This is a genomic window from Aminobacter sp. 01T433, assembly GCF_056398585.1.
The window spans coordinates 366,557-388,544 of the sequence record NZ_JBFTPR010000002.1 but is presented as its reverse complement, the minus strand read 5'-3'; the positions used below and the strand labels follow the sequence as shown (position 1 = coordinate 388,544).

Here is a 21,988-nt window from a genome sequence, read left to right as displayed (position 1 = left end):
AAAGGCAAATCGCTCTGGCGACAGGCCTATAGCACCGAATTTGTGACATTGCAGCGAATCCCACGGGGCAATTCGCGTCGCATGGCACTGAGCCGGCTGTAGTCATTGGCAAGGGCTGAAACGAAAGAAATGATTTTCTATGGCGGATCGGGAACCGGATGCCGACCGACAGCTTTGGGCACTCAAGGTGGTGAAGCGGACATTGGCGTAGCAGCCTGGTCGCCTTTGAAGGTCTCATAGCTGGCGTCCGGCTTCACAGGAGCGCAGCGGAAGGTAGCACGATCCGCTCCCCGGGAATGCAACAATACTTATCCGCGCGCAGTCAGCCAGACGCCCACCAAAGTTACGCCCAAACCCAGGAACATTGCCGGGGTTAGCGGCTCCGAAAACAGCATCCAAGCCCCGAACATTGTCACTGGCGGGCTCAGGTAAATGGCCGCGCTTACCTTCGCCACTGGGAACATGCGCAGCATTGTGTAGTACACTGAGTAGGCAGCAAACGTAGCGATCAGCACGAGCCAGGCCATGCCGATGGCGAACTCGCGGGTCATGGGCGGCGCGATCCCTCCCTGAGCGATGGCGCAGATGCCGAAAAGGACTGCACCCGTCAGCGTGTGGATGCAGAGACTTTGGTGAACAGGCATGTTCAGCGTTTCCCGGCCCCTGCGGAGAACCGAAGCCAAGGCGAACACCATCATCGAGCCAATGGTCAACCCATAAGCCCAAAAGGGGGCGGTACCCAAGCTCAGACTGTCGAAGGACACGATCAGCACTCCCGTGACGGCGATGGCGGTGCCCAGCCACTGCCGCCTTGTGAGCCGCTCGCCCAGGAGGGGTTGCGCCATAACCGCGATCGCCAGCGGCACCAGATCGGAGATCAGCGCGACCAGCCCGGTTGGGACGCGCTGCTCGATCGCAAGCGCAAAGCCTCCCAGGTAGATGAAAACCGCCATAACGCCGAACCCGACCTGAGACAGTACGGCGCGCAGACGCATCCTCGGCCCGAAAGCCAGGGCGAACGGAAGCAGGAGCCCCCCCGACAACAGCGTGCGCCAAAACAGCAAGACGGCCACGCTCGCCTGCTCGCTGGCATAGCGGATGCCGACGAACCCTGAACTCCAGCCGATCACGAGCAGCGCTGCCATTACGGGCCAGAGGAAGCGGGACCGTGTCGCGGCCGTGGGAGACAGAGAAAGAGCGGTCATGGGATGCCTACATGGATATCATCCCGAGTTACTCATTCCCTGAGGGCCGCGCACATGACAAATTTCGATCATGTGATGACAGACATTGCCTCACGGTAATCATTTCGTGCAAAAATGATATGCGTGGATCATGCAGTCGTCGTACGCCACTAGATCGGGGCCAAGGATGAACGAGATCAACACCAGGCGGTTGGACATCGATGCGCTGCGTGCGCTTCGGGCGATCAAGCTCCACGGGGGTGTCACCCGGGCTGCCGAGGCGCTCGGGCTTACGCAATCCGCCGTGAGCCACAAGGTCAAGCGCATGGAAACCAGCCTGGGCTGCGAGCTGCTGGACAGACGGCCCGGTGGCGGCATGTTCACCTCCGAAGGAGGGGCGCTGCTAGAATACGCCGTTAAAATCCTCGACCTGCACGACGAGGCGCTGGTCAGCTTGGCGAAGTCCGACCTGGCGGGTCGAATCTTGCTAGGCTTAACGGAGGACACGACCTGTTCGGACTTGTCGCGCATCCTCGGGCGCTTTCGGCGCCTGTATCCCCAGGTAGCGGTGAGAACGAAGGTTCGAATGAGCCTGGTGCTGCGGTCAATGCTCGATCGCGGCGAGCTGGACGTGGCCATCGTGCAGATTTTCGCCCATGAGGTCCGGCCGACCGATGTGGTGCTGTTTCGCGAGAACCTTCATTGGGTCAAATCCCGCGAGCTGTTGTTGGATCCTGAAGGGCCGATCCCATTCCTCTCCTTCGACGACGACTGCTTCTATCGACGCTGGGCAATTGACATTGGACAGGATGGAGGTGCGGACCTGGAAACCGTGTTCGAATGCTCAAGTGCTGCAGGCATCGTGGCCGCGGTGAACGCGGGACTTGGCGTGGCGCTCCTCAGTGACCGCCATCTGCGTCCGGACATGGACATAGTCGACACCCGCCTTCCTGCGCCTCCGCCGCTAGTCTACGTGGTGCGACGCGCGAGGAAGACGAGGAATCCTGCCCTCGAAAGCCTGATCTCCGAGATCGAGAGCGAGGTCAACCGCTACGGCAAACTGGCATTGGCAGTCTAGCACAACTGCCTTAAACGACAGCCTTGGGGACGAGAGCAGTCGGACTGCCTTTGGTAGTTCAGGTAGGACGAGCTGCCGATATGCTCTGCCTGGACGCCAGCGTTTTCCGGATTTTTTTACTGCACAGATCGACGACCCTAACACCGCTTCTACTTTGTTGAGGTGAACGTTCCGGCTCAAGGAAGCACAACTCGACGGACTAGTAGGTCGGATGTCCATTCACCATGAGCCGAACGCGGTAGAGGGACGTCGTGCCAGCAATATAAAGACAGTTGAGTTTTGCTCCGCCAAAGACACAGTTGGCGGTCGGCTCGGGAACCTTGATCTTGCCGACCAGGGTGCCGTCGGGGTCATAGCAATGGATGCCGTCATGAGCCGCAACCCATATGCGACCGGCAGTGTCGAGCCGGAATCCATCAAACAGTCCGGCGGTACATTCAGCGAAGATGCGCCCTCCGGACGCACGCCCTTCAGCGCTGACGTCGTACACACGCATGTGTGCCGGATACTGGCTGCCGTGCGTGCGGCCGGTGTCGACCACGTAAAGCCTGCTTTCATCGATCGAGAAGGCGAGCCCATTCGGCTTCACCATGTCAGCGATGACCGCCTCGACCTCGCCCGAACCCGGATCCACCCGATAGACCTGGGATGAGCCGATCTCGCTTTCGGCCTTGTTGCCTTCGTAGTCGGAATCGATGCCGTATGTTGGATCGGAAAACCATATCGAGCCATCCGATCGAACGACCACGTCATTTGGGGAATTCAGGCGCTTGCCTTGCCAGCTATCGGCGATGACGGTGATCTTCCCGTCATACTCGGTTCGCGTCACACGCCTGCCTCCATGCTCGCACGTTACGAGCCTGCCCTGACGATCGACGGTATTGCCATTCGAGTTTCCTGATGGCTGGCGAAATGTACTGACCCGACCGTCGGTTTCGTCGAAACGCAGCATCCGGTCGTTGGGAATGTCCGACCAGACGAGATAGCGACCGGCAGCAAACCAGGCCGGACCCTCGGCCCATAGGCAACCGGTGAACAGTTTTTCGACCCGTGAGTGGAGATTGACCAGCGGCGCGAAACGGAGGTCGATAATTTCAAATGCAGCGTCTGACATATGTGCTCCCAAGGATGTCTAGCCAGCAACTGCCGGTGCTCGTCATGGCTGCCGGCCACCATTCACGAAGTCTGTAGCTGCCCTCGCCAGCACATCGACAGGCAACAGCGCATCAAGGACAAGTGCTGCTTCGTTGACGTCGGGAGGCTCAAGATCGGCGAACTGGCTGTCAACAAGGCTCTCGGGCATGAAATGGCCAGTGCGTTCCAAGACGCGACGACGAGCCGTGGCTGGATCGAGCACCAGGTGAACGAAATGCAAGGATGGGTTCAGACTCCGGAGCTGATCGCGATAGCGGCGTTTGAGAGCCGAACACGCGGCAACAACATGATGTCCTTGCTCAACTTGCGCTGCGATCTCCCGGCCAATCAAGTCGAGCCACCCCTTCCGATCCGCATCATTCAGCGCCTGCCCGTTGGCCATGCGCGTGATGTTTTTGGCGGGGTGCAGCATGTCACCCTCAACGAAGCTGGCATGAAGAGCCTCGGCTATCGCCATTCCGACCACCGACTTGCCACAGCCGCTCACGCCCATGACGACGAGCGGTAGCACTACCCGATGCGTCTTTTTGCCGGGCTTGTTCAAGCTCTTACCCTTTTGACGGGGTCCGACCGTAGAGCAGCAGCATGGAGATGATGACGACCCCATAGATGATCTGCCGGCCGGCCTCCGGCATTTGAATGACCGAGAGGATGGACTGAAGAAGGGTAATCAGAATGACGCCGGCTACCGTCCCGAGGTATGATCCCTTGCCACCCAGTATCGAGGTGCCCCCGAGAACCACCGCCGCGATAGCCGGCAATAGGTACGCATCGCCCATTGCCTGTGCCGCCTTCGAGGCGTAGCCCGCCAGCAGGACACCGCCGAGAGCGCTCAATCCGCCTGAAATTGCAAAGGCGATCAACACCACAAGTCTGGTGTTGACGCCCGACAGGTAGGCGGCGCGCTCACGGTTGCCGATTCCGTAGACAGCACGTCCAAAGCCCGTCTTCGTCAACATGAACACCATGCCGGCTCCGACCAGGGCCCAGATGACGACAGCGTTTGGAACTCCCGGGACGAGCGCGCCGGTGGCGATGTAGCGCATCGCGTTGGTTGCTGAATCGCGTGGTGCAAAACCGCCTGTATAGACCACCATCAGCCCTTGGGCGACGGCATTGGTGGCGAGCGTTACAATCATCGAGGGGATGCGCAGATACGCGATGCCAAAGCCGTTGAGTGTTCCGAACGCCATCCCGCAAAAAATGCCAAGCGGAATTGCAAGGGCGGTTGCCACAGGCCCGTAGGCCGTTGCGGCACAGGCCATCATCGCGCCGCCTGCCACGACCCAGGGTACGGAGAGATCGATCTGTCCGAGAAGAATGACAAGCATCATGCCAGTGGCGATCACGCCAAGGAAGGACGCGACCTTCAACTGCTGGAGTAGATACTCGCTTGAAAGGAAGCTCGGTGAATAGAGGCTCCCGATAATGATCAATGCCAGGATGCAGGCAAAGGCGGTTACGATCGCGGGATCGGCACGGCGGAGGAATTTCGGCATCCTGCTTGGCGTCCGCATTGGCAAAGCTTCGCTCATCGAAACCACTCCAGCCGATTGCGCACCCTCAGAAGTCCGATCGAGCTAAAGCTGATAGCAGCCAGCAAGATCACTCCCTGAAACAGGGGTTGCCATAAAGCGTCCAGATCAAAGACGAACATGAGGTCGCCGATGGTCCGGAAAGCAAACGCGCCAAAGATCACGCCGATGATGCTGCCCTTCCCGCCATAGAGCGAGACGCCGCCGAGCACGACCGCTGCAATCGAAAAAAGCGTATAAGTGCTCGCGCTTGCCGTCGAAGCCTCGCCTGAATAGGTGAAAAAGGTCAAGAACAAGCCCCCCATGCCGGCAAGCAGGCCCGAAAGAGCGTAGGCAGCAAGTTTGCCACGACGGATTGGAACACCTGACATATAGGCGCTCTGCTCGGACGATCCGGCGGCATAGGCAGCGCGCCCGGCAACGGAACGGCTGAATGGCACCCAGACCACAAGCACGATCGCCAAAAGAAACACCAGGCTCGTTGGCACAACGCCCAGCAACTTGCCGGTCATCGCATCAGCCAGTGTTTCGTTTACCGATCCTCCAGGCAACGGGCGCAACATCAGGGCAATGCCGAAATAAATCGCGCCGGTTCCGATGGTGGCGACGATCGGTTGCAACCTTCCAAACAGGACGATCAGGCCATTTAGGGTTCCACAAAGCAGACCGACTGACAGCACCAACACAATACCCAGGGCTGTTTCCAGGGGCGTTCCCTGCACAAGCCAGGAGGCTAGGCAATTGGTCAATACGAAGATCGATCCGATAGAAAGGTCTATTCCGGCAGTGATCACAACCAGTGCCTGAGCCATGGCGACGAGCGCCAGAAGTGTGGCCTTGTTCGACGCTGTCTGCGCGACGTTGGGTGTGAGCCCCGCAGGGTGGTTGGCTATGTAGATCGCAAACATGAACAAGAAGATGCCGAGTGCGATCAGCGTTCCCTTCTGCTCCGCAAACCAGTAGCGCCAGTCCCTCATGATGGGATTCCCCCGATCCGAGCACGTCTTGTCTCTTGATCAACATTAAGCGCGCTAGCAACCAGCGCATGCTCATTGAGCTCGTCGCCTGCGAATTCCCGCTTGATGGTGCCGTCATAAAGGACAAGGACCCGATCGCAGCAGCCGATCAGCTCGTCATAATCGGTCGAATAATAAAGAATCGCCGCGCCCTGGTCGGCTAGTCGACGCAGGAGCTGATAGATCTCCTGCTTAGTCCCCACATCGATGCCGCGTGTCGGATCGTTGAGCAGAATGATGCCGGGCTTGCGCATCAGCCACTTGGCGATAACGACTTTCTGCTGGTTGCCGCCTGATAGCGCGCTGACCGGACCGTCGAGCCCGTCGGTCTTGACGGCGAGCAATTGCAGCATGTCCTCATTGGCCTGACGCTCGGCTCGTTTGTCTATCATCCCGTGCGCAGAGAGCAGGTCGAGTGCAGCGAAAGAAAGGTTGTCGCGCACCGACATGGGCAGCATCAGGCCTTCGGTTTTGCGATCTTCGGGGATCAGCGCCATTCCCAAAGACTGGATTTTGGCGGCCGAGGGGCTTTTGATGGATACGCGCTGGCCATCGATGAGGATATCGCCGTCCAGCCCGCGCAATACCCCAAAAATAGCCAGCAGCAGTTCGCGCTGGCCCTGTCCGTCAAGGCCACCCAGCCCAACGATCTCACCAGGCCGCACCGACAGCGAGATGTCTTTCAAGCGATTGTCCCACGACAAATTGCGACATTCCAAGGCCGGACGTTGGGCGGTCGGAACGCAGGGTGGTTTGGGCGGAAAGACGTGGCTGTAATGTCGTCCGATCATCATCTCGACGACTTCGTTTTCGGATCTGCTCCCCGCCTCATAAGTCGCGACGTTGCGCCCGTTCCTGAACACGGTGCAGGTGTCGGCAAGCTCCGTGATCTCGTTCATGCGGTGCGATATGAACAGCAGCGCCAGTCCTTCGCTGCGCAAGCGCCGCAGGACCGCAAATACCTTTTCCACATCCACGGCAGTGAGCGCGGATGTTGCCTCATCCAGGATGAGAATTTTCGGGTTACGCGCGAGCGCCTTGGCGATTTCGACCAGTTGGCGCCGCGACAGCGGCAAGTCTCCAACCAGCGCCGCGGGGTGGATGTCTTCCGCGCCGGCCCTAGCCAGCGCATCCATGGCGATCAGCCGTTGCCTTTGGCGGTCGATCAGGCCGAAGCGCTTCGGCGGATCAGCTATCATGATGTTGTCGGCAACGCTGAGGTCTGGAATGAGCGAAAGCTCCTGGAAGATGCAAGCTACGCCTTGCCTGCCCGCAGCCGCCGGCGACGCGAACAAGATCTCCTCGCCATTCATCAGCATCCTGCCCTCGTCGGGCGTCACGACGCCGGCAATGATCTTGATCAGGGTCGACTTGCCGGCTCCGTTTTCTCCGAGGATGGCGTGGATGCGCCCGGCCTCCACGGTCAGGTCGGCTTTGTCCAATGCATGGACACCGCCATAGTGCTTGGAAACCTTCTCCATCTGGAAGAGCGGGGTGGTGTCCAACCGAACCTCCTGTTGCGAGTTGAAGGCGCAAAGGCTGCCGCGGGAATTGCCCCGCGGCAGAGAAGTAGGGCGTTCTCGATCTACTGGTTTTCCTTGGACTGGCCGAGGATCTCGATAGCGGAAATGTCGATGCCACAAGTCGGGAATGAATTGCCGACAAAGAAGTTGTCAGACTGGTCAGGATAGAAATCCTGGCCTTCCTTGAAGTTGGGATCCTCTACGATAGCTAGCGGCAGCTTAATCGACTGGGGAACCACATTGCCTTCCAACGCGGTAAGTGCGGTCTTGATGGCAACGGCGACCTGGGCAGGACCGGAGCCAGCCGACGAGCATTTCAAACCCTCGCCGCCGTATTTGGCGCAAAACTTGCGAAAGCCGTTCTCTGTCTCGCCGCCAAACGGCACGAACGCATGCTTCGTGTCGATCATCGCCTGAACGATGCCGGTGTCGCCGCCCTGACCGGTGATGCCATCGAAAGGTCCACTGGCGACAATGGCATCTGCCGTCACTTTCTGGGCGACAGCGTCGTCCCACTTGCCGACAACTTCGACGACATCCCATTTCTTGCCGGTTGCCGCAAAAGTCTCGTGGATGCCTTCGTGGCGTGCTCCATCGACCGGATGGCCGGCGACGCCACGAACCTCAAGGATCTTGCCGCCCTCCGGCAGATGCTTGACCAGCCAGTTGGCCCATAGGATGCCGAGACCCTTCTGGTCGACATTGACGTTGATGAGGTCTTCGGAATTGTCGACCGTGCCGTCGAAGGCAACCACCACAACGCCAGCCGCCTTTGCCCTCTTCAGTGCCGGAATGAGCGCAGCCGCGTTCTGGGCGTTGACGATGATGGCGTCGTAACCGGAATCAATGAAGTTATCGACGGCCGAGATCTGCGCTGGCACGTCTTCGCCAGTCGACACGACCTTGAACTCCTTGAGTTTCGCGGCGACCTCTGGTTGTGCCGCGTAGGCCTTGGCCGACTGGATCATCTGGATGCGCCATGTGTTGGCGATATAGCCATTGGCGAGGGCAACGCGATAAGGCCCGGTCTTGGCCGGATACTTGTAGAACTTTGTGTCTGCATTCCACGGCGCGAAACATTTCGCGTCGGCCGCTGGGCCAGACACCACCTCAGGGTCGGCAATCGCTGTCGATCCCATCATAAGAAACGCGCTGGCCGCGATCATGCCAGCCGCAAGCGACTTCAACATGTCAATCCTCCCGTTTCGTTTCATGACGTTGAGGATCAATCCGCACGCGGCCAGTATGGCGGCATGATTTCTCCTCCGCAGCATCAGCACTGCAGCAGGTGAATATCGGGACAACATCCTCCATATTGCACACCAAGGCCATTTCCTCCCGGCATTTGGCGCAATTCCAAGATGGTAGCGCTACCATCTTGGAATGTAAAGATAGTCCGCTTGTGCTCTCTGGCGCAGCGCAAGAGCTACCTACGGTTGGTGCTTTCCCGGATTTTCAATTCGAATCCGACATCAACGACAGGTTCAAGCTGAGGCGTTCCCGCGATTGCCGCGCGGACCATGGCAACCGCTCGCCTGCCGATCTCGTAGCGATAGGTACGCACGCTTGTCAGCGACGGAAAAGCCACTTCCATCATGTCGAGATCATTGAAGCCCGCGATTCCAATCCTGCCAGGCACTGCCAGGGCAGAGCGGTTGCATTCGAACAACGCGCCCAAGGCCAGATCGTCATTGTTGCAGAATACGGCATCAAGGTCCGGCGCCTTGGCAAGTGCGTGACGCAACAACTCGCGTCCGAGCGAGACGCTGGATGGTGTCGGCGTTGTCGTCACCAGGCGCGGGTCGTAGATGCCCATGTCTTCAACCACGGCGCGATAACCGGCCATGCGCCGCTGCGACCGGGGATCCATGCGCGCACCAATGAAACCGATCCTCCGGTACCCCATCTCGACAAGGTGACGGGTGACGACTCGCCCGCCTTCGAAATGCGAGAAGCCGATCATCATGTCGATCGGGTCGGTTCCGGTTTCCATGATCTGAACAACGGGACAACCTGCCTTTTGCAGCATGGCCCGGGATGCCGGTGTCTGGTCGATACCGGAGACGACGAGGGCCGATGGGCGCTGGCTCAGGAAAACGCGAAGCAAGCGTTCTTCTTCAATGCCCGAATAGTGGGTGTTGCCGAGGTGAAGCTGCAGATGGCTATCGCCCAGACCGTCATAGAGACCGCGCACGACCTCGGCAAAAACATTGTTTGTCAGCGACGGCACCAAAACAGCAACAATGTCGTCCCGCGCCGAGGCGAGTGCGCGGGCGTTGCGATCGGGAACATACCCAAGTTCATCGATCGCCGCAGCAATTTGGTTGCGGAGGTCTTCGGACACTCGGTCAGGCTCTCTCAGGGCGCGCGAAACCGTAATCGCTCCAACACCTGCTCGTTGGGCGACATCCGCAATCGTAGGCTTGCCGCCGCCACGTCTTCTCCGCGTCACCAGGTTCGCCTTCTTCATCAGAGCGATGGGGTCCAGTTTTCCACGGCATCATGCAACAAACTCGGCTGGCTTGAGAAGCCAAGTGCAACAATTCTGAGCGACAAGATCGACGAGTTGGTTGCGGCCGAAGGGAGGGCAAGAGGCTTGCGCTAGGCGCGCATCGCTGCCTTAAGGTTGTTCGGAATACTGCGAGGTGACATCGATCCCAAGCCTTGCCGCCTCGGTGACGAGTTTGTCGAACACACCCTCGTGGAGCGCGACGCCGTTGGCCATTGCCTGCCGCTTGCGCCTTGCCGCGTTTTCGCCCGGCAGGCGAACGCGTTCGACACCTGGACGGGGCGGGTTCGTTCGGCAGGCATCGGCCAGCCAGCCGGTCTGGCTGGTGAAGGCCGCTTCGCCGGCGAAGGCGCTTGGGTCGATGACCTGCATGAACACCGAGGCGTTGGTGCCTTCGGGCTTATCGACGCGGCCAAAGCCGGCAAGGCCCTGGGTCAGCGCTTCGACGAGGATCGCCAGAGCATACCCTTTCTGACCGTGGTCGAGCCCGCCAGCGGGCAGGATTGTGCCGCCGTCGTTGAGCACGCGGGGATCGTTTGTCGGGTTGCCCTCACGGTCGAGCAGCCACTGGTGCTCGAACGTCCGGCCTTCGGCGATCAGGCGTGAGCTCATGTTATTGGTGGTGATCGAGGCGCTGACATCGATCAGGATCGGGTCGCCGTCGGTCGGGATGCCGGCGGCGATGGGGTTCGGCGTGAAGACGCCGCGCGTGCCCCCGAACGGGGCGACCGAAGCGCCCGACGGGCTGGAACTTGCCAGCAGCGCGACATAGCCGCGATCAGTAGCCCGGGTAAGATAGGCGGCGAGGCAGCCGATGTGATGGCTGTTACCGATGGCGACGGTGACTGTACCGTAGATCGCGGCGCGCTCGACGGCGAGGTCCATCGCCGTCGCCGTCAGCCAGGCGCCGGGCAGACGCAAGCCGTCCCAGGCGACGCAGGCACCGCGATCCGAGATCACCCGGGGTGCGCCTGATTTGGTCATGACGCCGTTGCGGATGCTGTCGAGATACCATGGTGCCAATGCCAGCCCATGGGTGGTGTGGCCCATCAGGTCGGCTTCGACCAGGATCTCGGCCACTGCATGAGCCTTGTCAGGCTCGAGGCCCGCCGCCTTGAAGATGGCAAAAGCGAGGTCGGTCAGCGTATCGATGTCGTGACGCGTGTCATCGGAGGCCATGGTCATGCCCTTGCATAGAGATTCTGGGCGATCTGCTCGCCGCGGAGGAAGGCAAGCACGTTGCCGGCGGTCATGATTGAGACGGCACGGCGCGCGTCCTCGGTGACGCCCGCGACATGCGGCGTAAGCAGGACGTTGGGCAGCTGCCAAAGCAGGCTTGCGACCGGCGGCTCCTCGGCGAAGCTGTCGAGCCCGGCGCCGGCGATGCGCCCGGCCTGGAGAGCCGCGATCAGCGCCGGTTCGTCGACCACCTCGCCGCGCGCCGTGTTGACGAGGATGGCCGTGGGCTTGATCAGCGCGATCTCGCGCGCGCCTATAAGCCCGCGCGTGCCGTCGGTCAGCGGACAATGCAGGCTGACGACGTCGCTGTCTGTTAGAAGTGCATCGAGCGAGGTCGCGCGCTCGACCCCGCTCGCAAAGGCCTCGTCCGTCGCGAAGGGATCGTAGGCCGAGACCTGCATGCCGATGGGAGCCACCATGCGAGCGAGGATCTGGCCAATCAGGCCGAAGCCGACGAGGCCGAGCTTCTGGCCGCGCAGCTCGCGCCCAGCATAGAGCTTCTTGTCCCACAAGCCGTTGCGGATATGGCCGTCCTGGCGCAGGAAATCCTTGGTCAGCGCCAGGATCAGCCCGAGCGCGTGTTCGGCCACCGAATGGGCATTGGCTCCGGTCGCCATGACGACGGGGATGCCCATCGCCTTTGCGGCAGTGGCGTCGATGTCGTTAGTGCCGACGCCATGCTTGGCGACGATCCTGAGATTGCGCGACGCCGACAGCATGTCGCTGTCGACCAACTCCACCAGCCGCACCACAAGTGCTGCCGGCTGGTGCTGCTCGATCAGTTCCAGCACCTCGGATTTCGCGGGATAAGGCTCGGTCGAGATGCACGTAACTCCGGCATCTTCAAGCATGGCAAGGCCCTCGGCGGCCATCCGGCCGCCGACTGTAACGATCGTCGTTGTCATCGTTCTTTCCTGTCGTGCCGCCTGAGCGGCTGAAGTTCTGCCGACCCGGGGTCAGCGCGAGAGGTCGAGCACCTTGTTTTCGAACAAGCGGTTGCGCGAGCCTTCGAGATGCTCGCGCATGCGGTTGCGCGCCAGCTCCGCCTCACCCGCAGCGATGGCGTCGCAGATGCCTCGATGCTCGTCGTAGACCTGTTCGAGCTTGGTCAGCGGCCCCATCAGGGAGAGACCGTGCAGGTTCATGCCGACGGCGATGTGCTGGCGCAGTGCGTCGAGGCAAGCGGTGTAATAGTGGTTGTTGGCGGCCTCAGCCACCGAGCGATGGAACAGGAAGTCGACATCGGATCGGTGGGTCTGGTCGCGCGTCGCGTCGCGCAGTTCGGAGAGAGCGGCGCGCATCTTCTGCATCGCCGCAGCGTCATGGCGCAGAGCGGCGAAATAGGCGGCCTCCGGCTCGATTGTCAGGCGGAACTCGTAGCAACGCTGGATGTCGGCGATCGTCTTGACCGGGGAGAAGCCAAGGCTGGTCTTCTGGGTGTCGAAGACGCGGACGTAGGTTCCCGAGCCCTGGCGGGAATAGACGAGGCCGACATCACGCAGGCGGCCCAGGGCATCACGCACCACCGGCCGTGACACGCCGAGCAGCGTCGCTAGATCGTGCTCGCCCGGCAGCTTAGAGCCCGAGGGGAACTCGCCTGAGACGATCCGCTCCTGCAGCTGGTCGAACACCTTGTCTACCAGCTTCGGCGCCTTGGAAGCGCCCTTGTGGCCGTTGCCCGGCTTTTCGCCGGCTTCGGCCGCATCCGGCTCCGTTCCGTCCTGCTGCAATTCGGTCGTCATGTGTGTTCCGCCTGTTCCCGGCTCGGCATACGCAAGAGATCGGAGAGAACCGCGACCTTCCCGAATCCGCCGGATTTTACGACACAGCGCAGCCCTTCGCCATGGCGCGTCGCGATTGTAAACCAGGGCAAGCCCGGCGCCACCTCGCCCTGCGGAAATAGCACGTCGGCGCCAAGCGCGCCAAGTATGGCCAATGCCGTGTCGCCACCACCCATGACAAGCGTCGAAGGGCGCAGCCGGTCTACAGCGGCGGCGACCTGCTTAGCGAAACGGGCTGCGATTCGGGTCGGCTCTTCGACCATCTCGCCGGTGCAACGAACAACCGTTGGCAGAGTGCTGTCGGCGGGCAAGGCGAAGCGGCCGTTCAAGGCGTCGACGACCTGAACGTGGGGATTATCATCGACCAATCGGGCGACCTGCTGATCGGTGATGGGGTCGCGCGAGCCGAAGGCGAATAGCACGTTCTGGTCGCTTGTCGATGCGTCGGCGGGCCTGGAGTTGCTGTTGGCCTGGAGATGGCGGGCGAAGGCCAGCCCCAGTCCCCGCGCCCCGACCGCAACGCTGTTGCTCCAGTCGGTATCCGCGATGACTTGGTCAAGATCGGCGTCGTTGACGGCGTTGCGCACGGAGACGCGCCTGGACAGGCCCGCAAATGTCGCCAGCACCGGCACTGGCGCATCGACGCCGCGGCCGACGACAGCGTCGTCGCGCGTCGTGCGGCCCTGGTCGGGAACGGCGGGCGCCACGACGAGCGCATCGCGCCCCGATGCCTCGGCCAGCGCGTCGGCTTCCACGCCGACATTGCCTTTCAGCCGGGAGTCGATCTTCTTCATGACGATGCCGGGCGTATGCGGCATGAACCGGTTAGCGACTTCGCGCACCCTTGCAGCTGCGACTTCCGCGGGTAGTGCCCGCGACGCCGTGCTGACGGCAAAGACATCGGGAGCGCTCGCCAGCGCCTTGCCGGTCGCTTCGAGAGTCATCGCCACCGCCACCTTTAGGCCCTCTGCGACGAAGGGCGCCGAAGTGTCGAGCGCTCCGGTCAGGTCATCGGCAACAATGGCGAGCATCAAGGTCATCCCGGCAGTCCGTCTGTCACGGCATGGCAGGCGACATGGTGGCCCGTTACCACCTCGCGCCACTCGGGAACCACCGCCTTGCACTTGTCCATGGCGATCGGGCAGCGCGTGTGGAAGCGGCAGCCGGCCGGCGGTGAAAGCGGGCTTGGCACGTCGCCCGTCAATATCTGGCGCTGGCGCGTCTTCTCAAGCTCCGGATCGGCCTCCGGCACCGCCGAAAGCAGTGCCTTGGTGTAGGGGTGCAGCGGGTTGGAAAACAGTTGTTCGCGGGTAGCCAGTTCCGCCATGCGGCCGAGATACATCACGCCCACGCGGGTGCTGATGTGGCGGACCACGGCAAGGTCATGGGCGATGAACAGGTAGGTCAGCCCGTACTTTTCTTGCAGATCGAGCAGCAGGTTGATGATCTGCGCCTGTACTGACACGTCGAGCGCCGAGATCGCCTCGTCGCAGACGATGAATTTGGGCTGGCAGGCGAGCGCCCGGGCAATCGCCACGCGCTGGCGCTGGCCGCCCGAGAGTTCGTGCGGATAACGCTGGGCAAAACGGGCGGGCAGGCCGACATCGGCGAGCAGGCGTGACACCCGCTCCGGCAGCTCGGCCTTGGTGGCAAGCTTGTGGAACAGGATCGGCTCGCCGACCACTTCGCCGATGGTCATGCGCGGATTGAGCGTCGAATAGGGGTCCTGGAAGACGATCTGCAACTCGCGGCGATAGGGCCGCATGCGCTTCTCGTCGAGCGAGACGATGTTTTCGCCCTGGAATATAACCTTGCCCGAGGTTGCCTTCTGCAGGTTGAGCAGGGTGAAGCCAGTGGTCGACTTGCCGCAGCCGGATTCGCCGACCAGCGACAGCGTTTCGCCGGTGAAGATGTCGAAATTGACGTCGTCGACGGCATACACTGTGGCGCCGCGCTCGCCGAAGGCGCCGAGGCGGACGACGAAATGCTTGACGAGATTCTCTACCTTGATCAGCGGTTCGGCAGCCATCACGCGGCCTCCTTCATCTGGCGCTGGGCGACGAAGCAGGCGACGCGGTGGCCGCTGGTGCCTGCGACCGGCTCGAGCACCGGCACGCGTTCGTGGCAGATGCTTTCGGCCAAGGCGCAGCGTGGCGCAAATGGGCAGCCCTTCGGACGGCGGCCCGGTTCGGGTGGCGTGCCGCCGATGGAAGACAGCCGGGTGGCCCGCTCGTCGGACAGCTTGGGGATCGAGGCCAGCAGGCCGCGCGTGTAGGGATGCGTCGGCCGGGCGAAGAGTTCGCCGACCGGCGCGTCCTCCACTACAGTTCCGGCATAGAGCACGGCGACGCGGTCGACCAATCCAGCGATCAGCGCGAGGTCGTGGGTAATCCACACCACCGACATGTTGAGCTTCTTGCGCAGATCCTTCACCAGGTCGACGATCTGCGCCTGGATGGTGACGTCGAGCGCAGTCGTCGGTTCGTCGGCGATCAACAGTTCCGGGTCGCAAGCAAGGCCCATGGCGATCATCACCCGTTGGCGCATGCCGCCAGAGAGTTCGTGCGGATAGGCCGTGATACGTTGCTCCGGGCCTGGGATACCGACCAACCTCAGCAATTCGATCGCGCGCTCGCGGGCGTCGGCCTTGTTCATGTTGCGATGGTAGATCAGTGGCTCGCAGAGCTGGTCGCCGATGCGCATGACCGGGTTGAGCGAGGTCATCGGATCCTGGAAGACGAAACCGATCTTGCCGCCGCGCACCTGGCGCAGCTCCGACTTCGACATCTTGAGCAGGTCGCGGCCAGCGAAGTCAGCTGTGCCGCCCTTCACCTTGATCTTGTTTGGCAGCAGCCGGACCAGGGAGAGCATGGTTAGGCTCTTGCCGCAGCCGGATTCGCCGACGACGCCGACTGTCTCGCCCTTGCCGACGGTGAGGTTGATGCCGTCGACGATGATGGCCGGGCCCCGGCGGGTTTCGATCTCGATTGTCAGGCCGCGAACGTCGAGCAGCGGCTTCTGGATTTCGGGAGCGGTCATTTGCTGCCCCTCGGGTTGAGAGCGTCGTTGAGGCCGTCGCCTAGGAAAGAGAAGGCGACAGTGGCGAGGCCGAGCACGGCTGCGGGTGCGGCGAGCAGATGTGGATAGTGCTGCCAGACGCGCAGGCCGTCGGAGATCATGTTGCCCCAGCTGGGCGTGGGCGGATTGACGCCGACGCCGAGGAAGGAGAAGGCGCTTTCCAGCACCATGGCGGTACCGAGACCGGCGCTGACCGAGACGATCAGCGGGCCGATGGCGTTGGGCACGATGTAGCGCATAAGGATCAGCCGGTTGGTCAGGCCGAGCGCGCGCGCCGCCGTGACATAAGGCCGACCGCGGATCGACAGCACCTGGGCACGGACGAGGCGGGCATAGGGTGGCCAGCTGATCAGTGCCATCGAGCCGAACACCAGCAAGAAGTCGACCCAGATGGTTTCGCGGTAGAACGGGTTGAGCGTCGCCTGATAGCGCGCTTCCATCCAGGTGGTGATGGGCGTCTTCAGCGAAGCATTAATGACGACGACCAGCAAAAGGTTGGGCACCGACATGGTCATGTCGGTGAACCACATGACGATACGGTCGAACAGTCCGCCGAAGAAGCCAGCCATGGCGCCGAGGGTGACGCCGATGACGACGGCGATCGTCGTCACCACGATCGCCACGACGAAGGCGGTGCGGGTGCCATAGACAACGCGTGAGAAGACATCGCGGCCGAGATCGTCGGTGCCGAAGAGGTGCGCAAGCGATGGCGCCTGGTTGCGAGCGTTAAGGTCCTGGGTCAGGAAGTCGTAGGGCGTGAGCCAGGGGCCGAAAACGGCGACGAAGGCGAGCAGGATGACCACGGCGAGACCGGCAACCGCCAGCTTGTTGCGCAACAGGCGGTGCCAGGCATCGCGCCACAAGCTGACGGGGGGCTCGTCGTCGGCCACTGACGAGGACAGATTGACGGGCGCGATCGTCATGTCAGCGGCTCCTCATCGTGTCGTTGGCGCGCGGATCGAGCAGCGGGTAGAGCACGTCGACAAGAAGGTTCGACAGCATCACCAGGAACGAGCCGATCAGCGTGATTGCCAGGATGACGGGATAGTCGGAATTTGTGAGCGCCGAGACTGTCAGGCGGCCGAGGCCAGGGAGGCCGAACACCAGCTCGACGAAGATCGCGCCGTTGACGATGGTGATCATGATCAGGCCGAGCTGGGTGACGACGGGCGTCAGCACGGGCCTGAGGATGTGGCGGAAGGCCACCACCATTTCGGGCACTCCCTTGGCGCGGGCGGTGCGGACGAAATCCTCCGACAGCACCTCAATCACGGCGGCACGGGTCTGGCGCACAATCAACGCGATCGGCTGGAACGAGAGCACGAGCAGCGGCAACAGGATGCGCAGATCGAAGATGCCGCCCCAGCCATAAGGAACCTTGCCCCCAGGCAGGACGAAGATCAGCGCCACCATCAAAAGCGGACCGGCGACATAGGCCGGGATGGCCCACAGAAACAACGCCGAGCCGAGGATCGTGTAGTCGATCTTGGTGTTCTGGTTCATTGCCGCGATCATGCCGAGCGGTACGGCAACGATTGCCGTTAGCACCACGGCGCAGAGGCCGAGCTTGAACGAAACGGGAGCCGCGGCAGAAACCATCGCCCAGACCGAGCGGCCCGAAGTCAGCGAGTTGCCGAAATTGCCCTGCAAAAGGTTGAGGATGTAGCTGCCGAACTGAACGAGGAACGGCCGGTTCAGGCCCGCGGCATCACGGATCGCCTCGATCTTTTCAGGATTGTAGGCGACGTCGCCGGGCGCGCGCAGGAAGATCAGCTTGATCGGGTCGCCAGCACCAAAATAGGCCATGGCATAGACGGCCAGCATGACCAGCAGAACGGACGGAATCCACAGCAGCAGCCGTGTTGCAATATAACGCAGCATGGCGGGCGGCCTCCCACCGCACGGTATCATTTCGAGAGAGTAGCACGGGGGACGAGCCCCCGTGCGCTTTACCGGAGCATCAGCCGACGGTGATTTCCCAAGGAGCGACAACCTGCCAGTCGAGGTTCTTGTCGATGCCCTTCACATTGGCATTGGCCCAGCGCGACATGGCCTGCGCGTACCAGGGGATGAAGGTCCAGTCCTCGCGGAAGGCCTTCTGGGCCTCCTGGGCAAGGGCTATGCGCTGCGGATCGTCGGCCGCCTTGGTCGCGGCTTCGGCCAGCAGCTGGTCGACCTTGTCGTTCTTGTAGCCGCCGAGCTTGTTCTGGGCGTTGGACGAAGTCGAGGCGATCGAGCCGGCGAGATAGCTTGCGGCATCCGGCACGCGAGTGCCGACGTCGTCGCGGAAGATCTGCACCGAGTTCTGGTCGGGGCCGGCATAAGCGTCCTGCTGCGGCTTCATGTCGACGGCGGTGATGCCGAGATTCTGGCGCCACTGCTCGGCGATGAACTGGGCAGCCGCCTCGTTGGCCGGCGACGAAATGCCGACGAACAGGATTTTGGGCAGGCGCTCGGGACCGCCATATGTCGACTCGGCGAGGAGCTTCTTGGCGCCTTCCGGATCGTAGGGATACGGTTCGAAGCCGGAATTGTCGGCGCCGGGCACCGAGTTGAGCACCTGGTCGGTCTTCTTGTGCGGGCCGTCGGGGAACGAGGCCTTCATCAGGCCGTCGCGGTCGACCGCCATGATCAGCGCCTGGCGAACCTTGGGATCGTCCATCGGCGCGCGCTTGGAATTGAACCAGAAGTGCTGGCTGGTCGGGATCAGCGGACCCGAGGCGAATTCGGCGCCAAGATCCTGCACGATGGTCGAGGTGACCAACTCGGTGTGGGCGTTGAACTCGCCCGACTTGAGCAGCGAGGTGGCCGTGACATTGTCTTCGATCGAAGTGATCTCGATGCGGGCAAGCTTGGGCTTCGGCCCGAAGAAGTTCTCGTTCGGCTCGAACACCAGCTTGCCACCGTCAATGTCGATGCTGGTCAGCTTGAACGGGCCGGAATAGACGGCACCTGCGTCGGGCGTGAACCAGTCCTGGATCTCGTTGCCATCCTCGCCGCGCGACTGCGAGGCCTTGGTTATCGGCACGATGTGGTTGGCAACCCGCATGAAATAGATCGGGTCGGCTTCGTTCAGTGTCACGACGACGGTGCCCTCGTCGGGCGTGGCGACGCCGGAAATGGTGTTGGCGCTGCCGCCGGTCACTTCGGCGAAGCCAGCGACCTTGCCGAGCACCTGGTCGGCGCGCTGGCTCTTGGTGCCGGGCATCGCCGCAACGTTCCACGAACCTGCAACATCTGCCGAAGTGATCTTGCTGCCGTCGGAGAAGGTCGCCTTGGGGTCGAGCTTGAAGGTCCAGGTCTTCGAGTCAGCCGAGCCTTCCCAGCTAGTGAAGACGTAAGGATGGATCTTGCCTTCGCTGTCGAAATACATCGGCGAGGCCCACCAGGCCGAGTTCCAGCGATAGGGCACGCCGCCACCGCGCAGCGGCGACCAGTCCTGGTTGAAAGCCGGATTGGCGACCTTCAGCACCTGTCCTTCTTGCGCGAAGACGATCTTGGCATTGAGGCCGAGCAGCGTGAAGCCCACTGCGCCGCCCAGGCCGAGCCTGAGCGCGTCGCGGCGGTTCATCCCGGCACGCGACGGAGTCTCGGTGTTCCGTTTCGACATCACATTTCCTCCCTGAAACCCGTGAACGGCGATGCTCTGGTCGGTCGAAAGGCAACAGACGCGGAAGCGGCAACCGTGGTCGAACAAATGCCGCCATATTGTAAACATGTCAATTCATTTTTTCGACTTGCGACGCAGAAAAATTAGCTGTCGGTAAAATGACGTAGATTAAATGTCGTAAAATCAATAATTTAGCTGACTCAGCGCGACCACCATTCAAATTCATCAGGAAAAAGCAACTTGACAACTTGTCTGCTTGTGGTCAGTTTCCGGCCATAAGCCAAGTGCAGTTGGCACCCACCGGGTGCATGCGCTCGGGAGGATTCCAGACCGCCGCGCGCCACAAGCTTGGATCGCCGGCAGACAAGACGGACAGGGAGCGATGGCGAGTTCTAGCCGCACGATTGGCATCACCATGGGGGACCCGGCAGGCGTCGGCCCCGAGATCATCTGCAAGTCGCTGGCCGAGATGAGCGCCGCCGACCGCGCCACCGTCCGCGTCTTCGGCAACCGCGACAGCCTTGAAGCGGCAGCCAGCATCGTCGGCGCACCACTGAAATTCGCACCGGCCTCGGACGGTGCCGACACGGTTGCTGTCGAGCATGTCGCCATCGAGGGCGATCCGATCGCCTTCGGCAAGATCGACACCCGCGCCGGCGACGCCTCGTTCCGCTTCATCGCCCGTGCAGTGGAAGCAGCTACCGTGGGCGAGATCGGCTGCATCGTCACCGCTCCCATCAACAAGGAAGCACTGAACCTCGCCGGCCATCACTATGACGGCCATACTGGCATGCTGGCGCATCTGACTGGCTCGCGTTCATCCTGGATGCTGCTCGCCGCCGAGCGCATGTCGGTCATTCACGTCTCGACCCATGTGTCGCTGAAAGAGGCGATTGCGCGGGTGAAGCCCGAGCGCATCCTCGAGACCATCCGCACCGGCTATCGCCACCTGCGCCGCATCGGCATCGAAAGCCCACGGATCGCGGTCGCCGGCCTCAACCCGCATTGCGGCGAAAACGGCCTGTTCGGCACCGAAGACGACGAGTTCATCGCCCCTGCCGTTGCCGCGGCCAAGGCCGAGGGCATAGATGCCTACGGCCCGGTGCCGCCGGATACAGTTTTCCACCGCGCCTATTCCGGCGCCTTCGACCTCGTCGTCGCGCAGTACCATGACCAGGGCCACATCCCGATGAAGCTGGTTGCTTTCGAAACCGGCGTCAACATCTCGCTCGGCCTACCCATCGACCGCACTTCGGTCGACCACGGCACCGCCTTCGACATTGCCGGAACCGGCAAGGCCAACCACGTCAACATGAATGCGGCGATCGCCTATGCGCGCAAGCTCGCCGGAACGCCTCGGGTGACAGCATGACGAAATTCGCAATCTCGGGCGTCTTTTCCGCCGCCGCCACGCCCATCAATGCCGATCTATCGCCGGACCATGGCCTGCTCGCCAAGCATTGCCAGCGGCTGCTCGACGAGGGTTGCCATGGCGTCGCTCTGCTCGGCACCACGGGCGAGGCCAATTCGTTCTCGCTCGGAGAGCGCAAGGCGATGCTGGAAAGCGTCGTCAAGGCAGGCGTTGGGGCTGACAAGCTGATGCCCGGCACCGGCGTCGCCGCCATTCCCGAAACCATCGAGCTGACTCGCCATGCGCTCTCGATCGGCATCGACAAGGTCGTGATGCTGCCGCCCTTCTATTATAAGGGCGTGTCCGACGATGGCTTGTTCGACGCCTATTCGCGCATCCTCGAAGGCGTTGCCGACGATCGGCTCAAGGTCGTGCTCTACCACATCCCCCAGGTGTCGGGCATTGCATTGTCGGTCGAGCTCGTCGGCCGGCTGATCGAGGCTTTCCCAAAGACGGTTGTCGGCATCAAGGAATCCAAGGGCGATTTCGCCAATATGCAGGCGCTGGTGCAGGCCTATCCGGGCTTCGCCGTCTTCCCAGGTGCTGATCCGCTGATGCTGCCGCTTTTGCGCGAAGGCGGCGCCGGCTGCATCACAGCCACCTCAAACCTGATCGCGGATGCGCTGCGCACAGTGTTCGACAACCATGCCAACCCTAGCGAAGAGGCCAAGGTCGAAGTGGCGCAGGCGCGCATCAACGCCTGGCGCAACCTCTCCAATAGCTACGCCCAGATCCCGACCATCAAGGCCATGGTCGGCCTCAAGCATGGCGAAAAGGCATGGCAGCGGCTGCGCCCACCGTTGGTCGGGCTGAGCGACGGCGACATCGCCGCACTCCGCCCGCAGCTCGAACAGCTGCCGTGAGCGGAG

20 protein-coding genes are annotated in these 21,988 nt (G+C 61.9%); 3 read left to right on the top strand and 17 right to left on the bottom strand.

Annotation, left to right across the window (positions count from 1 at the left end):
• Window positions 1–308: 308 nt before the first annotated feature.
• Window positions 309–1,205, bottom strand: coding sequence for a DMT family transporter (locus tag AC1DLV_RS04595; protein WP_476798389.1), 897 nt, complete (start codon window positions 1,203–1,205; stop codon window positions 309–311).
• Between the two features lie 166 nt (window positions 1,206–1,371).
• Between AC1DLV_RS04595 and AC1DLV_RS04590 the strand changes: the two genes are divergently transcribed.
• A complete protein-coding gene (locus AC1DLV_RS04590) occupies window positions 1,372–2,262 on the top strand; it encodes a LysR family transcriptional regulator (RefSeq protein ID WP_476798388.1) in 891 nt (296 codons plus the stop codon).
• 199 nt (window positions 2,263–2,461) lie between these two features.
• Here AC1DLV_RS04590 and AC1DLV_RS04585 read toward each other — a convergent pair whose 3' ends face one another.
• From AC1DLV_RS04585 to AC1DLV_RS04510, 16 genes are all read right to left on the bottom strand, one after another.
• The gene (locus tag AC1DLV_RS04585; protein WP_476798387.1) at window positions 2,462–3,376 is read right to left on the bottom strand and encodes an SMP-30/gluconolactonase/LRE family protein; all 915 of its coding nucleotides are present in this window, start codon (window positions 3,374–3,376) and stop codon (window positions 2,462–2,464) included.
• A 42-nt stretch (window positions 3,377–3,418) separates the two neighbouring features.
• A complete protein-coding gene (locus tag AC1DLV_RS04580; protein WP_476798386.1) occupies window positions 3,419–3,961 on the bottom strand; it encodes a gluconokinase in 543 nt (180 codons plus the stop codon).
• Between the two features lie 4 nt (window positions 3,962–3,965).
• On the bottom strand, window positions 3,966–4,952 hold the full coding sequence (locus AC1DLV_RS04575; RefSeq protein ID WP_476798385.1) for an ABC transporter permease: 987 nt from the start codon (window positions 4,950–4,952) through the stop codon (window positions 3,966–3,968).
• A complete protein-coding gene (locus AC1DLV_RS04570) occupies window positions 4,949–5,929 on the bottom strand; it encodes an ABC transporter permease (RefSeq protein WP_476798384.1) in 981 nt (326 codons plus the stop codon). The genes AC1DLV_RS04575 and AC1DLV_RS04570 overlap by 4 nt, the downstream gene beginning before the upstream one ends.
• The gene (locus tag AC1DLV_RS04565; protein WP_476798520.1) at window positions 5,926–7,449 is read right to left on the bottom strand and encodes a sugar ABC transporter ATP-binding protein; all 1,524 of its coding nucleotides are present in this window, start codon (window positions 7,447–7,449) and stop codon (window positions 5,926–5,928) included. Before AC1DLV_RS04565 ends, AC1DLV_RS04570 begins: the two co-directional genes overlap by 4 nt.
• A 104-nt stretch (window positions 7,450–7,553) precedes the next feature.
• Window positions 7,554–8,681 (bottom strand): sugar ABC transporter substrate-binding protein, encoded by a 1,128-nt coding sequence (locus AC1DLV_RS04560; protein ID WP_476798383.1) that lies wholly within the window; start codon window positions 8,679–8,681, stop codon window positions 7,554–7,556.
• A 236-nt stretch (window positions 8,682–8,917) separates the two neighbouring features.
• Window positions 8,918–9,961, bottom strand: a complete 1,044-nt coding sequence (gene gntR / locus AC1DLV_RS04555) for an HTH-type transcriptional regulator GntR (RefSeq protein WP_476798382.1) — start codon at window positions 9,959–9,961, stop codon at window positions 8,918–8,920.
• Window positions 9,962–10,111: 150 nt separating this feature from the next.
• The gene (locus AC1DLV_RS04550; protein WP_476798381.1) at window positions 10,112–11,179 is read right to left on the bottom strand and encodes an Ldh family oxidoreductase; all 1,068 of its coding nucleotides are present in this window, start codon (window positions 11,177–11,179) and stop codon (window positions 10,112–10,114) included.
• 2 nt (window positions 11,180–11,181) lie between these two features.
• Entirely contained in the window at window positions 11,182–12,144 is a 963-nt protein-coding gene (locus tag AC1DLV_RS04545; RefSeq protein WP_476798380.1) for a hydroxyacid dehydrogenase, read from the bottom strand.
• Window positions 12,145–12,195: 51 nt separating this feature from the next.
• Window positions 12,196–12,981, bottom strand: a complete 786-nt coding sequence (locus tag AC1DLV_RS04540) for a FadR/GntR family transcriptional regulator (RefSeq protein ID WP_476798379.1) — start codon at window positions 12,979–12,981, stop codon at window positions 12,196–12,198.
• Window positions 12,978–14,051: a four-carbon acid sugar kinase family protein gene (locus AC1DLV_RS04535; protein WP_476798378.1), complete on the bottom strand. Its 1,074-nt coding sequence runs from the start codon at window positions 14,049–14,051 to the stop codon at window positions 12,978–12,980. The genes AC1DLV_RS04540 and AC1DLV_RS04535 overlap by 4 nt, the downstream gene beginning before the upstream one ends.
• A gap of 5 nt (window positions 14,052–14,056) precedes the next feature.
• Entirely contained in the window at window positions 14,057–15,049 is a 993-nt protein-coding gene (locus tag AC1DLV_RS04530; protein WP_476798377.1) for an ABC transporter ATP-binding protein, read from the bottom strand.
• Window positions 15,049–16,059 (bottom strand): ABC transporter ATP-binding protein, encoded by a 1,011-nt coding sequence (locus AC1DLV_RS04525; RefSeq protein WP_476798376.1) that lies wholly within the window; start codon window positions 16,057–16,059, stop codon window positions 15,049–15,051. The genes AC1DLV_RS04530 and AC1DLV_RS04525 overlap by 1 nt, the downstream gene beginning before the upstream one ends.
• Window positions 16,056–17,021: an ABC transporter permease gene (locus AC1DLV_RS04520; protein WP_476798375.1), complete on the bottom strand. Its 966-nt coding sequence runs from the start codon at window positions 17,019–17,021 to the stop codon at window positions 16,056–16,058. Before AC1DLV_RS04520 ends, AC1DLV_RS04525 begins: the two co-directional genes overlap by 4 nt.
• A 1-nt stretch (window position 17,022) precedes the next feature.
• Window positions 17,023–17,979, bottom strand: coding sequence for an ABC transporter permease (locus AC1DLV_RS04515; protein ID WP_476798374.1), 957 nt, complete (start codon window positions 17,977–17,979; stop codon window positions 17,023–17,025).
• A 79-nt stretch (window positions 17,980–18,058) separates the two neighbouring features.
• Window positions 18,059–19,708 (bottom strand): ABC transporter substrate-binding protein, encoded by a 1,650-nt coding sequence (locus AC1DLV_RS04510; RefSeq protein WP_476798373.1) that lies wholly within the window; start codon window positions 19,706–19,708, stop codon window positions 18,059–18,061.
• 382 nt (window positions 19,709–20,090) lie between these two features.
• On the opposite strand from AC1DLV_RS04510, the gene pdxA reads away from it, so the two are divergent.
• Both pdxA and AC1DLV_RS04500 read left to right on the top strand, forming a co-directional pair.
• Window positions 20,091–21,080: a 4-hydroxythreonine-4-phosphate dehydrogenase PdxA gene (gene pdxA, locus AC1DLV_RS04505; protein ID WP_476798372.1), complete on the top strand. Its 990-nt coding sequence runs from the start codon at window positions 20,091–20,093 to the stop codon at window positions 21,078–21,080.
• Window positions 21,077–21,982, top strand: a complete 906-nt coding sequence (locus AC1DLV_RS04500) for a dihydrodipicolinate synthase family protein (RefSeq protein ID WP_476798371.1) — start codon at window positions 21,077–21,079, stop codon at window positions 21,980–21,982. Before pdxA ends, AC1DLV_RS04500 begins: the two co-directional genes overlap by 4 nt.
• The last annotated feature ends 6 nt before the right edge of the window (window positions 21,983–21,988 follow it).

What these genes read in the sequence shown, in the direction of transcription:
- AC1DLV_RS04590 (WP_476798388.1), top strand. Translation starts at nt 1,372, where the DNA reads ATGAACGAGATCAACACCAGGCGGTTGGACATCGATGCGCTGCGTGCG.
- AC1DLV_RS04535 (WP_476798378.1), bottom strand. Translation starts at nt 14,051, where the DNA reads ATGCTCGCCATTGTTGCCGATGACCTGACCGGAGCGCTCGACACTTCG.
- AC1DLV_RS04510 (WP_476798373.1), bottom strand. Translation starts at nt 19,708, where the DNA reads ATGTCGAAACGGAACACCGAGACTCCGTCGCGTGCCGGGATGAACCGC.
- AC1DLV_RS04585 (WP_476798387.1), bottom strand. Translation starts at nt 3,376, where the DNA reads ATGTCAGACGCTGCATTTGAAATTATCGACCTCCGTTTCGCGCCGCTG.
- AC1DLV_RS04530 (WP_476798377.1), bottom strand. Translation starts at nt 15,049, where the DNA reads ATGGCTGCCGAACCGCTGATCAAGGTAGAGAATCTCGTCAAGCATTTC.
- gntR (WP_476798382.1), bottom strand. Translation starts at nt 9,961, where the DNA reads ATGAAGAAGGCGAACCTGGTGACGCGGAGAAGACGTGGCGGCGGCAAG.
- AC1DLV_RS04545 (WP_476798380.1), bottom strand. Translation starts at nt 12,144, where the DNA reads ATGACAACGACGATCGTTACAGTCGGCGGCCGGATGGCCGCCGAGGGC.
- AC1DLV_RS04550 (WP_476798381.1), bottom strand. Translation starts at nt 11,179, where the DNA reads ATGGCCTCCGATGACACGCGTCACGACATCGATACGCTGACCGACCTC.
- AC1DLV_RS04570 (WP_476798384.1), bottom strand. Translation starts at nt 5,929, where the DNA reads ATGAGGGACTGGCGCTACTGGTTTGCGGAGCAGAAGGGAACGCTGATC.
- AC1DLV_RS04525 (WP_476798376.1), bottom strand. Translation starts at nt 16,059, where the DNA reads ATGACCGCTCCCGAAATCCAGAAGCCGCTGCTCGACGTTCGCGGCCTG.
- AC1DLV_RS04500 (WP_476798371.1), top strand. Translation starts at nt 21,077, where the DNA reads ATGACGAAATTCGCAATCTCGGGCGTCTTTTCCGCCGCCGCCACGCCC.
- pdxA (WP_476798372.1), top strand. Translation starts at nt 20,091, where the DNA reads ATGGCGAGTTCTAGCCGCACGATTGGCATCACCATGGGGGACCCGGCA.
- AC1DLV_RS04520 (WP_476798375.1), bottom strand. Translation starts at nt 17,021, where the DNA reads ATGACGATCGCGCCCGTCAATCTGTCCTCGTCAGTGGCCGACGACGAG.
- AC1DLV_RS04575 (WP_476798385.1), bottom strand. Translation starts at nt 4,952, where the DNA reads ATGAGCGAAGCTTTGCCAATGCGGACGCCAAGCAGGATGCCGAAATTC.
- AC1DLV_RS04515 (WP_476798374.1), bottom strand. Translation starts at nt 17,979, where the DNA reads ATGCTGCGTTATATTGCAACACGGCTGCTGCTGTGGATTCCGTCCGTT.
- AC1DLV_RS04560 (WP_476798383.1), bottom strand. Translation starts at nt 8,681, where the DNA reads ATGTTGAAGTCGCTTGCGGCTGGCATGATCGCGGCCAGCGCGTTTCTT.
- AC1DLV_RS04565 (WP_476798520.1), bottom strand. Translation starts at nt 7,449, where the DNA reads ATGGAGAAGGTTTCCAAGCACTATGGCGGTGTCCATGCATTGGACAAA.
- AC1DLV_RS04540 (WP_476798379.1), bottom strand. Translation starts at nt 12,981, where the DNA reads ATGACGACCGAATTGCAGCAGGACGGAACGGAGCCGGATGCGGCCGAA.
- AC1DLV_RS04595 (WP_476798389.1), bottom strand. Translation starts at nt 1,205, where the DNA reads ATGACCGCTCTTTCTCTGTCTCCCACGGCCGCGACACGGTCCCGCTTC.